Annotated in this window: 11 protein-coding genes; 2 read left to right on the plus strand and 9 right to left on the minus strand. The window is 53.0% G+C overall.

Annotated features, from left to right (window positions below; genetic code table 11):
- Positions 1 to 50 precede the first annotated feature (50 nt).
- Positions 51 to 743, plus strand: a complete 693-nt coding sequence (locus tag AWM70_RS15745; protein WP_083180567.1) for a GNAT family N-acetyltransferase — start codon at positions 51 to 53, stop codon at positions 741 to 743.
- A gap of 68 nt (positions 744 to 811) precedes the next feature.
- The gene (locus AWM70_RS15750) at positions 812 to 1,483 is read left to right on the plus strand and encodes a GNAT family acetyltransferase (protein ID WP_068700747.1); all 672 of its coding nucleotides are present in this window, start codon (positions 812 to 814) and stop codon (positions 1,481 to 1,483) included.
- Positions 1,484 to 1,600: 117 nt separating this feature from the next.
- Here the strand turns inward: AWM70_RS15750 and AWM70_RS15755 are convergent, their stop codons facing one another.
- The 9 genes from AWM70_RS15755 to AWM70_RS15795 form a co-directional block, all read right to left on the minus strand.
- Complete coding sequence (locus tag AWM70_RS15755) at positions 1,601 to 3,316, minus strand: alpha-keto acid decarboxylase family protein (protein WP_099093159.1); 1,716 nt, start codon at positions 3,314 to 3,316, stop codon at positions 1,601 to 1,603.
- 144 nt (positions 3,317 to 3,460) lie between these two features.
- A complete protein-coding gene (locus AWM70_RS15760) occupies positions 3,461 to 5,482 on the minus strand; it encodes an S-layer homology domain-containing protein (RefSeq protein WP_083180351.1) in 2,022 nt (673 codons plus the stop codon).
- Complete coding sequence (locus AWM70_RS15765; protein WP_068697990.1) at positions 5,376 to 6,485, minus strand: hypothetical protein; 1,110 nt, start codon at positions 6,483 to 6,485, stop codon at positions 5,376 to 5,378. Before AWM70_RS15765 ends, AWM70_RS15760 begins: the two co-directional genes overlap by 107 nt.
- Positions 6,486 to 6,650: 165 nt before the next feature.
- On the minus strand, positions 6,651 to 7,250 hold the full coding sequence (locus tag AWM70_RS15770; protein ID WP_068697992.1) for a TetR/AcrR family transcriptional regulator: 600 nt from the start codon (positions 7,248 to 7,250) through the stop codon (positions 6,651 to 6,653).
- Positions 7,237 to 8,706, minus strand: a complete 1,470-nt coding sequence (locus AWM70_RS15775; protein ID WP_068700748.1) for a DHA2 family efflux MFS transporter permease subunit — start codon at positions 8,704 to 8,706, stop codon at positions 7,237 to 7,239. The genes AWM70_RS15770 and AWM70_RS15775 overlap by 14 nt, the downstream gene beginning before the upstream one ends.
- Positions 8,707 to 8,823: 117 nt before the next feature.
- Positions 8,824 to 10,092: a GNAT family N-acetyltransferase gene (locus AWM70_RS15780; protein ID WP_068697994.1), complete on the minus strand. Its 1,269-nt coding sequence runs from the start codon at positions 10,090 to 10,092 to the stop codon at positions 8,824 to 8,826.
- A gap of 72 nt (positions 10,093 to 10,164) precedes the next feature.
- The gene (locus AWM70_RS15785) at positions 10,165 to 10,506 is read right to left on the minus strand and encodes a PH domain-containing protein (RefSeq protein WP_068697996.1); all 342 of its coding nucleotides are present in this window, start codon (positions 10,504 to 10,506) and stop codon (positions 10,165 to 10,167) included.
- Positions 10,507 to 10,664: 158 nt separating this feature from the next.
- Positions 10,665 to 11,627, minus strand: coding sequence for a LacI family DNA-binding transcriptional regulator (locus AWM70_RS15790; protein ID WP_068697998.1), 963 nt, complete (start codon positions 11,625 to 11,627; stop codon positions 10,665 to 10,667).
- Between the two features lie 155 nt (positions 11,628 to 11,782).
- Entirely contained in the window at positions 11,783 to 15,085 is a 3,303-nt protein-coding gene (locus AWM70_RS15795; protein WP_068698000.1) for a chitinase N-terminal domain-containing protein, read from the minus strand.
- Positions 15,086 to 15,211: the final 126 nt, after the last annotated feature.

Below are 15,211 nucleotides of genomic sequence, written 5' to 3' on the forward strand. Positions count from 1 at the left end.
AAGGGAAAGAGACAGGGAAGGCCTCCGTTAAAACCACCGGTGGCCGCAGCCTGTACCGCAAAGAATTTTATATCTACGGGCAGGACGGCCGGCCTGTCCCTGCTGTGATCCGGAATTACCGGCAAGAGGACTTTGACGGCATGATTGCGATCCAGCAGGCCTGCTTCCCTCCTCCTTTCCCTTCAGAGTTGTGGTGGAACCGGGAGCAGCTGGAGAACCATGCCGCCTTGTTTCCGGAAGGGGCTTTATGTGTAGAGATCGAAGGCCGGCTGGCCGGGTCGATGACCGGACTGATCGTCCGTTTCGATCCTGAACATCCGGATCACACGTGGGCAGAGATTACGGATGAAGGCTATATCCGCAATCATAATCCGGACGGCGATACGCTTTATGTGGTGGATATTTCGGTAGCCCCTCATTACCGGAAGCTGGGTTTAGGCAAATGGCTGATGTTCTCCATGTACGAAGTAGTGGTCCAGCTTGGACTGGACCGCCTGCTCGGCGGCGGGCGAATGCCGGGTTATCATCGCCATGCCGCTTCCTTAAGCGCCGAGCAGTATGTCCAGGCCGTTATCCACGGCGAACTGAAAGATCCTGTGCTGTCCTTCCTGCTGCGCTGCGGCAGAACACCGGTCAAGGTGATCGCCGGTTACCTGGAGGATGAAGAATCTCTGAATTACGGCACGCTGATGGAGTGGCGAAATCCTTTTAAAGCTGCAGCTTCTGTTGTTGAACTTAATTAGAAGTATTTCGAAGGAATCACAATTCGATTTTAGTTATAAGGAGAGGGATGGATTTGGCAAAGCCAAACATGCAGTACCACCGCATTACGAGCATTAAAGATCCGCTGTTCGCGGATATGCACCGCCTGATGCAGGAAGTTTTCCCGCCCGAGGAAGTGCTGGAGTTCGGTTTGTGGAAGGAGCCGCTTGAAGATCCGGGCATTCGTGTGTTTGTTGCCGTGCTGGACGGTAAAGTGGTGGGGACAACCGAATATCGTTATTATGAGGATTTTAATGTGGCCATGACCGATTTTACGATCATCGGGCAGCCGGGACTGGGCATCGGCCGTTATTTGTGGAAGCAAAGACAAGATGACCTGCAGGCTTTAGCTGCTGCTAACGGCAAAGAGCTTTACGGCATGTTTGCCGAGATTTATGATCCTTATCGCGATCTGGACCATGAATTCGGCGGGATCAAACCGATGGACCCGTTTGTGCGCCGGGAGGTTTTGTCGCATCTGGGTTACAAACGTCTGGATTTCCCTTATGTGCATCCTTCCTGGAATAATGATGGCAAAGCCGTAAGCGGGCTTGATTTGTGCTTTATGCCGGCCGATTACGAGCAGGACGAGCTGTCCACCGAGCTGATCGTGAATTTCCTGGAGCGCTATTACAGCGTGCTGGACCAGAAGCCGCGCGAGTGGCTGGATATGGTGACAGACTTGAATAAGAAACCATCGGCAGCACTTCTGCCCCTCTAAACAGCCCCTATAATACAGGCCAAACAGCATAAAAGCCCCGGTTCCTCCATCAGCATGGAAGAGTCGGGGCTTTCGTTGTCACGGAAGGGCTCCCAAATTCACACCCGCATTTTCCGTTCAGGATTGCTGCTGTTTCTCTTGCCGCTCCATATAATTGCGCATGTTTAGCATATACTCCGGCGCGTCCATCGGATCGGCGGCGACCATTTCGATGATGCACAGCTTGTTCCTGCATTCGCTCTCCGCCTGTCGGATGGCCTCATCCAACTGGGCATTGCTTCTGACAAACGCGGTGAAGGCCTCCCCGCCAAAAGCCTCGGCCAGCTTTGTATAAGACCAGTTCGGTACCTGATTGTATTTCTGGTGCTCCGTTTTGACATTCAGATATTTCTCAATCGTGTAGCCGTAATTATTTAGCACAAAAATAATCGGCTTGCAGCCGTGGCTCAACATAGAGCTGATCTCCTGCGCGGTGAGCTGCAGCGATCCGTCGCCCGTGAACAGCAACACCCGCCGGGCCGGCTCCGCGACCGAAGCTCCGAATGAAGCCGGCGTCGCATAGCCGATGGACTGCCAGCCGCCTTGAGCGATATAAGCCGCCCCGCGCGGCAGACGGATCTGGGACAACCCATAGAAGAAGGTTCCCGTTTCCGCTACGATAATATCGTCCTCTTTCAGCATTTGCTGCAAGCGCGGATAATAAGCCTCCGCTTTCAGCAGCTCATCCGGACTGCCTTTGGCCTGATCGTAAGGGAAAGGCCCCTGGACGACATCGGTCTGCTGCCGGTATCCGGAGTTTTGCAGCGCCTTCAGCATATCTTCCGCCATGATCTTGGGATACTCCGCCTCCCCAATCTTCACTCGATCCGGCTGAATCTCTATCGTGCGGGCTGGGTTCAGCTTGGCCGTGAAATTCGCCGTATTGCTGTCCGCCCAGAGCAAGCCAACGGCAATGATGCAATCTGAATTTTCCACTGTACGGCGAACAGTCTGGCTTCCGAACGCTCCGGCATAAATACCGATAAACTGCTTATGGCTTTCGTCAAAGCCCCCCTTCCCGAACACCGTGGCGGCTACGGGAAGGTTCAGCGCTTCCGCCAGCTTGCGGACAGGCTCCTGCAGGTGAAAACGGCTAGTCTTGACGTCAACCAGCAGCACCGGACGCTGGGCTTGGCCAAGCAGCTGCTTGGCCCGCTCCATCGCAGCTTGCAGCGTTTGCTGCGCGGTCGACGGCCGCGGAGGCATAGGCACGCTGCGCAGGGTAATCGGCTTCATCACCAGATCGGTCGCCACAACCAGATAAACCGGCTTCCTCTGCTGCTTCGCCATAGCGATAGCCGCCGGAATTTCCATCTGCGCATTCTCAGGTGTGAGAACCGCGGTGTATGCGGTGATCGGTTCATATACTTTGCGGAATACATCATAATTGCCGTCCATTAGGGTATGGTGCATCAGCTTATGCGCCTGCTGGGCCATGGAGGGCGGTGCTCCCACAATATGAATGATCGGAATATGTTCGCTGCTCGCCCCGGCAATCGCATTGCAGGCACTCATTTCGCCTACGCCAAAGGTCGTAATGAGCGCGGACATGCCTTTCAGTCGGGCATAAGCGTCTGCCGCATAACCCGCATTCAGCTCATTGCGGCCATTGATAAAACGAAGTCCTTTATACCGCTCCAATTCATCCAGCAGTGTAAAATTATAGTCGCCCGGAATACCAAAGATATCGGTTAGCCCCTCTTGCTTCAGACAGTCAAACAGATATGTCCCAAGCGTTGTCTGCACGTTCCCGGGCATCATCCCATTTTGCTTCCTCATGTCAGCTTCGATCATGTTTGCCATCGGTTCCTCGCTCCTATCCACATTTTGCTACACTCCTTTAAATAAATTACCCATTTCCAATGGGTCTATGCGAGCAGATAAAAGACATAAAAATGACCCCTATTCAGCCTTAACTGAAAGGGGTCTCACTCTATTTTACCTCAATAATCTTAAAATCATGGTTACTGCTTCAGCACGGGTTGCCGCAGCACCGGGTTCCAACCTTCCGCCTTCCCTGCCCTGTACCAGACCGATCTTCCAGGCATTTCCAATGAAAGGCTCCGCCCAAGCCGGGATGTTCTCTGCATCAGTAAACGGAATTGGCACCCCCTCATTATCTTTCTTTACAGCCGCATTAGTTTCTTCTTCTCCAGATGGAACAGGTGCATTTACTCCGCCAGTTGGGAACTGTCCTGCTGCCCTAACCAGCATTGTCAGCATCTCTGCTCGGGAAATAAGGGTATTCGGCCTGAAGGTGCCGTCTTCCAAGCCATAGACCAGCTTAATTGCGGATGCCTGGCGGACCGCAGGAACAGCCCATTCCGGTACAGCAGACAGATCCGTGAATTTCGCTCCGTCCTCTGCCTCTATTTCGCTTAGATTGAGTCCCAGCGCCCGAGCCAGCATAACTGTAAACTCTGCTCGGGTAATCGGCTGATCCGGCCGGAAACGGCCATCCGGGAAGCCGCCGACAATATGCAGTTGTGCCGCCTTGCTTATCGGATCAGCCGCCCAGTGGCCTGTGGTATCCGTAAAAACGGCGACAGGGTTTTCCGGCGGGCCGGACTGGTCAGATTTTTCATGGTCCAAAATTTCGTCAGCCTTAGAAAAGACAGCAAACTTTGTAAAATGATCGACTTCTGCCGTAAAGACGCTGCCGCTGACCTTACCTTCAATTTCAACCCACTTGCCAGCCGTTTCATTATAGTAGAACAGCGCTGGTTTACGTTTCGTACCTATGTTGCTGCTCTGGAAGCGGAAATGCAGGGTAATCGGCTCCAAAAACCGGCCCTCAAAGCTCTTGGTCAATTCGAATACAGGACTAAGCAGCTCCATCGATACCGGAAGGATACCAGGACCCGGTTCTACTTTTTTCATTTGCAGGGTAAAACCTTTTCCGGCAGCCTGGGCTGGAATTTCAGCCGTAAGTTCCTCTCCTAAATTGGCCGTACAGCCTCCTTGTCCACAGAATATGACCACACTGCCTGGAGAGGGCTGCTGCTTTTCAGGTTGTGAAGGGGAACTTGTACCCGGGGACTGCACAGGTCCAGAAGGATTTCCTGGAATTGTCGGATCCGTTGGATTCAACGGTCCTGTATGGCTTGTCCATACCTCGGCCTCAGCTTTGGCTTCAAAACCCGAGTAACTGACCGTAATTTCGGTCTGTCCAGGCATCAGCCCGGTAACCATCCCCTTATCGTTGACGGTTGCAATTTCAGGATGTGAAGACGTGTACTTAAGGCCTTCGGTAACTGTCTCCTGTCTTCCGCTGCTGTAAACAGCGGTCGTTACGGTCGAATGCATTGTTCCCACCTCAAGCCGGTAGCTGGTGTCATCAAGAACAATTCCCGTCATGACCTCAGCCGGTATTGGCTTCTGTACGGTTACTTCCGCCGAAGCTTGAATATCCTGACCGTTAGCAGCCCCTTCCGGCGGGGTAATGGTTCCATAAAACGTATAAGTGCCTTCAGCTTCATCGTTATAGTTCGACCCCTCGCGGTTCCAGACTACGTCTGCTTTAGCTGGGATGACTCCATTCAAGACGATATCCGTTTGCTCCGGAAGCGGTATGTCTTCAACCGGCATCCCGGAAGGTACATAAATACCTGTGATCTTCTTAGCTTCCGTTATTTCATCTGTCGTAAAAGTATAGGTTTCCGGCTCCCCTTCTCCGTAACCATTGGTCTGATCCGCTTTGTAACGAACCATGACCGTTTGGGCACCCGCAAATAACGGGGCCGTGCCCGGTTCAACGGACGTATAGTTCTGGCCGTTATCCACAGAATATTCCATTCGGTTATCCAGGCCTCTGATAGTATTGCTGTTGTCGTTTACAACCAAATCTTTAGGTTTACCGACCCACATTTGCAAAAAAAGAGATTTGTCGTAGCCTCCGGCGAGGAAATAACGTCCGTCCGCTAGCTGTGCGGCAAAAAAAAGCGTTACCGTACCCGGCATCCGAGTCGCTCCAGGTCTGAACCCACTGCTGTTCACCGCTATTCGAGGTTTTCAGCAGAATCATCGTCTTGTAATTATCTCCGCCCGCGACCAGATACCCGCCGTCAGCCGTTTGGCGCACAGAAAGGCCAATCGAATTTACGTCGAGCGGATAATCCCTCAGCCATATTAACGAGCCGTCAGTAGTGGATTTAAGCAGGAACATTCGCTGTTTGGAAGCACTGTCCAGAATGTTGCCCGTAATGACGAACCCGCCGTCCGAGGTTCTCCGAATGGACTGGCCAGTAGCGGAGCCCAAATCGGTACCAAAGGACTTCACCCACTTAACCTGAGTATCGGCGCCAACCATAACCAATAGAGCTTGATAAAGGCCTGTAGTCTCCGAGCCTGATCTTATTGTACCGGTCAATAGGTAGCTGCCATCCCCCGACGGCTCCATATCTGTAAATGTCGGGTTATAGAGCATATCTGTCATATAGGTTTCTGCCGTTATTTCTCCTTGAGGGCCTGCCCGGAATACAAATGGAATCTGCGGAGCCCCTTGATCCTGCCTGTAAACTCCGCTTACCAGAATTCCGGTTCCCTCGTTGTCGTTCGCTTCGACAATGCCTGTACCGGATGCAGAATATCGATCTGTCAAAGCGGCCTTTAGGAACGCGACGGTTCCATTTACGTTCAATTTACCGTAAATGACATGAAAATCCGTCGAATCTCCCGCAAAAAGAACACCGCCGTCGGAAGTAGGGGATAGACTATTTATCCGGCGCTGGTTATCAAAGCTCGTTATCCACTTAATCTCGAAGTTTTTGTCCATTCTTCCCAATATGCTTGTTGTGTTGTCGTAAGCAGCAAAATAATACGACCCGTCAGGCGTTTCCTCCATCGCCGTGATGGAGCCCTGAAATTCAGAATAAGACCTGACCGTTTCCGTAAACCGATCATCAGCATAAGAGATAGACGCCGGAAAGAAAGGAATTAACCCGGCAAATAGGACCGCCAGCATAATTAGGTTTGACAACCGCCTTTTTCCTGTAGAACTCATATATGGCCCCCTTTTTTAGATGATGCTTATTTTACTCATTTTCATCTCATTTTTATCTTATTTTTGAGATACCGGAACAAAAATGAAACACGCCCGTTTCAGCTGAATCCGGGCGTGCTATTCTAACTATGAAGTTTTGACAAACAGAGGTTTAATCGCACATTCGCAATATTTTTCCGCGATCTGTTTCGAAGTATAACCCAAATCATGAAGATAGAAGATCAGCTCCGGCTTCAGGGAAGCCGCAATCAAGCTGGAGGTGAACATCAGATCGACCGATGCCAGCTCCTGCTTTTGCTCTGCTTCTTCCAGCAGTTCATGCACCTTGCCGCGGATGAATATAAAAGGCGGTAACTCGTACAGATTGGCTTTCGCTTCCTCCAGCCGGCTGGAGTTGAACAGTGCCTTGAGGCTCTGCAGATCATCATCCAGATTCATGATCAGCTTCTTCATGATGGTGGACAGCCTTACAACGACCGGAAGATCTTGATTTTCCAATAAATAGGTTTCAATTTCGCCGATCATGCGGTTGAACTTGTTCTCCATCAGGGAGAAACAAAGCTTGCTTTTGCTGGAGTAACGGCGGTACAGCGTACCTTGGCCGATCCCTGTCTCCTGGGCGATTCGGTGCATCGAAACTTCCTCTACGCCCAGTTCCTTAAATAAAGTCTGAGCCGTCTCCTGAATCTTCAGGGACACCTCATCTCTCTCTTTATTGTTCGGCAACAGGTTTCACTTCTTTCAGGTCGGCTTCATCTTTGGCGAATGTCCGTTTGACAAACAATCCAATGATGAAAGCAACGGCGGCGAAGTAGACACCCGTCATAAACGAATTGTGCAGACCGGAAACCATGGCTTCAATTGGATTCTGAGCGCCGTTATTCTCAATATAACGTTTAGTGCCGGAGGTCATGATACTGATGAACAAAGCCGTACCGATTGCGCCGGCCACCTGCTGAAGGGTGTTCATGATCGCGGTGCCGTGCGGATACAGACGTTTTGGCAGCTGGTTCAGCGCCGTTGTCTGCGCAGGCATCATAACCATGGAAATGCCGATCATCATCAGCACATGGATCAGAATCACATGCAGCTTCGACCAGGAAGAGTCTACCTGCGAGAACAAGAAGATCGAAATAACCGTCAGCGCAAGACCTGGAACCACCAGAGCCCGCGGGCCAAATTTATCGAACAGCTTCCCTGCGATCGGAGCCATCAGACCGTTCACAATGCCGCCAGGCATCAGAACAAGACCGGCTGCCAGAGCTGTCATGCCCAGCACGTTCTGGAGGAACAGCGGCAGCATGATCATGGTGGAGAACAAGCTCATCATCATGATCAGCATCAAGATAGTAACAATGGAGAACATCGGGTATCTGAACGCTCTCAGATCCAGCATCGGTTCTTTGACTACTAGTTGACGCCACACAAACAAGACCAGACACACGGCTCCGCCAGCGATCGTCCAAATCACGGTAGTGTCGGACCAGCTGTGCTCGCCCGCGCGGCTGAATCCGTAAACCACACCGCCAAATCCGAGGGTAGACAAAATAATCGAAAGAAAATCGACTTTAGGTTTTGTAAGCTCGGTTACATTTTTCAAAAATACCGCCGCAAAAATAATCGAAAAAGCTGCCAAAGGAATGATGATAAAGAACAGCCATCTCCAGTTCAGCGATTCTACGATCAAACCGGACAAAGTCGGGCCGATCGCCGGAGCCGTCATAATAACGAGACCGATCATCCCCATCGCTGCACCGCGGTTCTGCGGTGGGAATATGGCCAAAATGGTGTTCATCAGCACGGGAAGCATCAAACCGGTTCCAAGTGCCTGAACAATCCGTCCGACCAGCAGCACACCAAATGCAGGCGAAACGCCGCAAATAATCGTACCGATCAGGAACAGGGTCATCGCCCCGATAAACATCTGTCTAGTTGTAAACCATTGCTGCAGCAGCGCCGTCACCGGCACCAGAATACCGACCACCAGCATGTAAGCCGTTGCCAGCCACTGAACCGTCGGTTCGTCGATCCCGAAATTTCTCATCAGGTCGGGAAAAGCGATATTCAGCAAAGTCTCGTTCAGAATCGATACAAAAGCACCGATAATGAGCGCGGCAACAATGGGCCCTCTCTTGATTTTGCTTAAATCTAAGTTAGCTGAGGATGATGCTCCAGCTCCCATATCCAAAACTTCCACTCTCCTTTTGTCTATACGCGGACAATTGTCCGGCTATGACGTTTATCATAGCTGACAATTGTCCGCTCGTCAATGGAAGGAATGGCTATAAAATGGCTGCCTTTAAAAAAAGTCCATCAGCGCTGTTCCGCGCTGCGGGATAACCCGCTCGAGCAGGGCAATCCCTGCCTGGCTTCCGCCGATCCGTTCGGCAAGATAAAGCTCCCGCGGCCGTTTGTAGCCCAGCAGCATTGCCGCCAGGGATTGAATATCGCAGCTGACGACAGCAGCAGCGGACCCCTCTTCGGCGGAGTCAGCAACGACACCTTTGGCCGCTGCGGCGAAATCTGCTTCTGTACCTGTCTCCTCGCTCTCCGGCTTAGCTGTTGCTGGGGTCACCCTTCCCTGTCCGTCCGGACCAATCCGAAGCTCCCACTCCCCGTCGTTCCAGGCCGCAAATTCGTCTTGAAGACTCAGCCTAACAGCCGTCTCTCTGTCTGTACCGGGGGAAGGTTCAAATTTATACCGCTCGACAAACGCCTGCACATCGACGATCCGGGCCATGAAATACGGCCGGGTCTCCTGCTTGCAGCGCGGATCATTCAGCAGATACGGCAGCAGATCATCGGATGGGACATGATCGACCACTACCCGGGCCACCTTGGAATCATGCTGATTCAGAAATTCCCACAGTCCCCGGCGGGCCGTTTCGTTCCCGTACACAAACTCATCCACCGTCAGTTCCTCGCCGCTGATCTTGTAAAGCAGGTAACCTTCTGGCTTTCCGGCTTCGGAATAATAAACAGCCGTAAGCAGCTCATCGTCGAACACGGAATGCTCCCACCATTCCCGGCTTCGAACCAGCGTTCCGTTGTACCGTTCGGCAAACCTTTCATATAGAGGCGCAAGGGTACTGAGGTCTCTGACTCCTCTTTTGACAAAGCCAGAGGCCTGGAATTTGCCGGTGACTCCCAGAGCGGGAACCGGGATCGTATATTTCTTATATTCGGTATAGACCTCCCAGCCAAAACGGCGGTAAAAAGGGATCAGGAACGGATGCAGGCAGGACAGCATTTGCCCCTGTTCCTTCATCACCTTTAACGCTTGCTGCAGGAGCTGGTTAACCAGACCCTTGCGGCGATGCTCCGGCCAGGTGCAGACGCCGGCAATGCCGCCCATCGGGATTCTAGTCCCCTGTATGTAAAGCTCCAAAGGCAGCAGGATCAGGCGGGCCTGCAGTTCTTCGCCTTCCCAGGCTCCCCAAACCTGTTCGGGTTTGAAGCGCGCCCGGCGCCGCTCTCTTTCCTCCGCTGTAAGCTGATAACCAAACGCGTATTCGGCCAAATCGGTGCTTGGATCAAATTCATCAATTGTAAGCTGCCGGATTTCCATCAGTACACCCCTTCTGCTCAAATTCTCACCTTTATCTTATTCTCCATCCGGTAGCACCACGCCTTCATGCAGCTATTCGGGAAAAAACATCCGCGCTTCCCTGGCTTTAAGCCGTATGGTATTCATTAAATGGCGGTCTTCGCCTTCCCTTAACCAAAGCAGCCGCAAAGAGGCTCCGCTGCGGAACCGAAGGAGGTTCCGATCCACCTGTACCTCCGTAATATCATAATAGTCATAGACGCTGAACCTCTCGGTTCCGAAGCCCCCCAGATTAAGCAGGATCAACCGGTGAGTGCTTGCCGTGAGCTGCGCTTTTTTATAAAAACAGCCCGTTGGCTCCCCCTCGATAAACAGACCGGCAACGCTCCCGTAAACGCCTTCTCCTGAACGCAAATATTCGTTTAAACTCTTCATCCAGCATCCTCTCCTCTACTCCGTATTCAAATCCGCCGCAGCGCTGAGTTTAATCTGCAGTATAGATGAATCAAGGCCTCAAGGATGTTGTAAAGGATGAAAACATTTTCAGGTCAAGCGCCAAAGATTAAAAATAAAAAGCCCGTATGATTTCGCATTCACAGGCTTCTCACCGTTTGCCGGACCACCAGCTCATGAGGCACGCAAACTTGCCGGTTCTCCCCGCTTAGCAGCAACCCTAAGCTCCGGCGGCCAACCTCTTTGATGTTCAAGTCGATAGTCGTCAATGCCAGCGCTTCTGAGAAAGGCTGATTGTCCGCTCCTACGATGGACAGATCGCCGGGAATGGACAATCCCTCCAGCTTGGCCTGCAGCAGCATGCCCGCCGCCACCTCGTCGCCATTGACGAGCAGCGCCGTAGGGCGATCCTTCAGTTGAACCAGCTCGCGAATCACCCTTTTGCCGTCCTCAAATACAAAACATCCGTCGTAAATCCATTCTTCATGCATCGGCAGCTCCAGCTCCCTGCAGAAGTCCCGATAAGCGGCCAGCCGCTTCAGGCTGCTCGCCCCTTCCGGCCGCCCCGTACAATAACCGATCCGCTGATGCCCCTGGCTCCGCAAATAACGCATTCCGCTTAATAAAGCCTCATAATAGTCGATATATACGCAGGGCAGATCCGGAACGTATTCGCAGGCGGCAATCGGACCGTATTTCCGGTACGGCAAAATCTCCTCCCAGCTGCTGGCATGCGAGCAGACGACAAGGCCGTCGATTTGCTTCTGCTTCAGCATCAGCAGATAGTTTTGCTCCTCCTGCTCGCTGTAGTTGGTCGGACAGAACAGCACCGAATGCTGAAGCTGAAAAGCCGCCTCGAGAATCCCGCCGGCCATAAGCTGAAAGGCGGGGTGGTCGATGTAAGGAAGCAGAACCCCGATCGTCCTTGTTTTTCCTTTAACCAGATGGACGGCGTTCATGTTCTGCCGGTAATTCAGCTCCTCGATGATCGCTTCGACCCTGCGCCGCTTGTCCTCCTGCACATAGGGATGGTGATTCAGCACCCGCGACACGGTTGCGATGGATACGCCAGCCAGCCTGGCGATGTCTTTAATAGTTGGCATAGACGGCCCGTCCCCCTCATAATTAGGTCACTTACTATAACCATAAGGCAAGAGACGATTTATGGCTACGGCTAAAAAAGAAGAGGACAACCGTCAATCGGCTGTCCTCTTCTTACAGGGGTCAGGCGGCTCGTGCAGAGCTGCCGCTCCTGCTCTTATTTGCTTACCTTCACTGTAATCGTATCGCTTGTCGTAACGCCAGCAGCATTCACCAGCTCGGCCCGGTATTCATAAACGCCAGGGGCATGTCCGCTGATGGAGGTAACCGCAGATTGAGCCGATGGAGTCCCCGCGCTGAGCGCTTGAACATCGATCAGCTTGCCGTTCTCATACAAGCGGTATTCCGCAGCATTGGTGCCCCACCACAGGTTCATCGTAACCTTGTAGCTTCCGTCTCCGTCCCAGTTGTCCTGGGAAAGCACCGGTTTGCCCGGGGAAGCGTCACGGATCGTTACCGTAAGCGGATCGCTTTTGGTGGTGCCGAATTTGTTGGTCAGTTCAGCTGTATATACATAAGTGCCGTTTGGTTTGCCTTGAACCTCGGTGCTGGCCGTTTGAGCCGATGGAGAAACGTCGGTCAGCGTTTTGGTGTCCACCAGCACGCCGTTTTCGTAAAGCTTGTAAGTCGTACCGTTGTTGCCCCACCATAGGTTCATCGTCACGGTATAATTGCCGTCGCTGAGCCCGTTCTTGTAACCGCTGTTGGAGGATAATACCGGTTTGGCCGGAGCGCCTGTAGCCAAGATTGCCCCGCCTACCTGGAAGGTGTAGCTTTGCTCCGTCTTGTTGCCGGCTGCGTCAGTCACCGTATATTTAACCGTGTGGGCTCCAATGCCCAGACCGGCCGCGCTGATGCTTTGGCCGCTGGCAATCGGCTGCCCGTCCAGCAGCAGCTGTTCGGAGGCCACGCCCGACAAAACATCGCTGCTCTTCAATTCAAAGACCAGCTGGTCCTGCTCGCTTACATCGCTTACGGCATGGCCGGATTCGGTCAGCTCGGCTGTTGGTGCAGCTGAGTCAATCTTGATCTGCAGTTCTTTGGGTTCTTCCGTCAGACCGGAAGCCGCCTTCGCATAATAAGTTAAGGTATGATTGCCGTCTCCGCTAACAGCGATTGGCGCGCTATAAACCTGCTCTGCTCCGCCATCTAAAGTATAATAAACAGCCGTGCCGGCTGCTCCGCCAGGCTCAACTTCCAGCGCTGCGGTTACAGGGCCGTTCAGCCAGCCTGCGGCGTTTGGCTCAGCGGATAAAGAAACTGCCGTGGCGGGAGCCGTTCCGGATTCCGCCAAAGAGAAGTCCGCCAAACCTCTTGGTTTGAGCTGGTAAACGCCTTTAAAAATCGCGGCAACCCCTTTGATGTTCAGCGTCTGCCCTTCGCCGTAAGGGAAATTGTCCTGCGTAATACCTGTCCGGGTATCCACGCGGATATGGCTGCTTGTGCCATCTGCCGCTACCGCATCAAATTCAAAGGAACCCGCAGGCGTGGCGCTGATGATGTTCGTCACCGTCACCCCGTCCAGCTCTACGAGCTGGCCTTGAATCGCATCCGTTACCGCGGTCGCAACGACAGGCTGCGGCAGCTCGGCCGTTCCGGTCTTCTCGATTTGCACAACATCAGACAGCTCCAGCTCCGTATTGTACAATGCAGTCGGGGCCGTTACCTTAACCGTATCGCCGGCATGGAAGCCGCTTTGGCTTTGAAATACATAAATGCCGCCCGTTTCATCCTGCAAATAAAAGGCTTGTCCGCCGAAAATCCCCGGCTCAGTCGTAACAACACCCTCCACAGTTACCAAAGATCCGGCCGCTTTGGCGCGGGCTTCGCTGATGGAAACCGCAGCCGGAATCGGACTTTCCTCGGACGGAAGCGGCTCGGCAGGCACATTGCCCAGCGTCACGGCTTCCGTCTTCAGGTTGCTGCCGTTTAGGCGCAGCCGCAGGTTGGACGCGGCTGTCGTGCCCGGCTTGATGCGGACCGTCAAATCTTTATACGCGTGTCCCTTCAAGTCAGCCGTCAGGCTGAAGTTGGCGCTGTATCCATAGCTCGTCGGCCATGTCCCATCGGCGTTCTGTACCATGGCGATCTGAGCGCCGCCGCTGGCCTGGTAGATGCCGAGCTGGAAGCCAGATACCGTCGTGCCGGCAGGCAGGTTATCCGCCGTCACGCGGATTTGGAAATCCTCCGCATTCGGCAGGACAGCCTGGTGGGTGAAACCGTAAACCGCGCTTGCCGTTGCCGCCGGACCGCCATAAGAACCAGGCTTAAAGGTCGAGCGGTCGTACCATTTGTAGCCGGCGTTTGGCGCAGACCAAGGCTCAGGCTGCGGTTCTGTCGACAGCGAAGGTTCTTCAAACGGAAGCAGCGTTGTCGGCTGGTCCAGCGCCAAGCCGTCCACTTGAGTGAAGTCCGTATAGTCCTCCTGATTGGCCAGCCAGTTGACGGTATTCACCAGCAGGGTACCGTCATCGACTTCCTTGAAGCCGTCGTAAGTTGTTTTTCTGCCGCCTGTATCTTCGCGAAGATATTTAGGCGTCGCATCCTCAACCGGCGAGGAATCGCCGATAAAAGCGGCTTTGCCGGCCCCTTTTTTCGCTACGGCTACAAACGGGCCTTCCGCCACGCCGCCGCCTTCATAAACGCCTTGGTCCACCGCATTGGCCCAGGCTTCATTTGTCTGCGGCATATATACGATGCCTTTTGCCCGCGTAGGGTCAAGAATCGCCAGCGTAGAACCGGCATGCATCGCTACGGCCGAGACGCCTTCGGTAATACCAAATGCCTGATCCGGCGCTACGATGTTGGTCGCGTTGATATCGGCCAAAGCGTTATAGCGGAAACGGACGCCAAATTCGTCAGCCAGCCAGTCAGAGCTGACAACGCCCTGCATCGCTTCCGAATTCGCTTCCTCTGCGCTCATGCCTTTAGCCGGATTGTCCCAGGCCCCGCGGCGGTAGCCGTTAAATACCTCGGAGCCGTCCCAGCGGTTCTTGTTCCGGTCTGCATTATAGTGGTCGGCGATAAAAAAGATGCTGCCGCCATTCTCCACATATTCGGCCATTGCCTGCTGTTCGCTGGCCTTATAAGGTACATTGGATTCCGCTACGACAAATACGTCATAGCCGCTTAGATCACTTAATGTGATTGGGGTAGTCTTGCGAAGTTCTTTTACGTAATAACCTTCCTGTGCAAGCGCATTGCCGAAGTCGGAAAAAGCGCCGTCAATGACCCAATCCGCTGCTCCGGCGGTTTGTTCATGGGTGTTGTCGAACAAAATCTTTTGACCTGCATGTTCGTTAACAACTTTCGCCTCAATAAACGGTGCTGGATCGGCCGGCCCTTCGGCCAATGCCGTCTGTCCCGCTCCAAACGCGAACAGCTGAAGCGGTAATGCCACCGCCGCTGCAAGCATGCAGTTTATCAGCCTCTTTTTCCAACCTGAATGCTTCTCCCTCATACCCTTCCTCCTTAAGAAAATGGATCGGCGGACAAATTCGTCCACTATATCGTCTACTATCCTATCACGGAAAAATTAGGAGAGGTGCATGTTTATGTAAATCTATGCAACTTTGTACTTTAGTCC

The organism is Paenibacillus yonginensis (assembly GCF_001685395.1).
GTDB classification, from domain to species: Bacteria; Bacillota; Bacilli; order Paenibacillales; family Paenibacillaceae; genus Fontibacillus; species Fontibacillus yonginensis.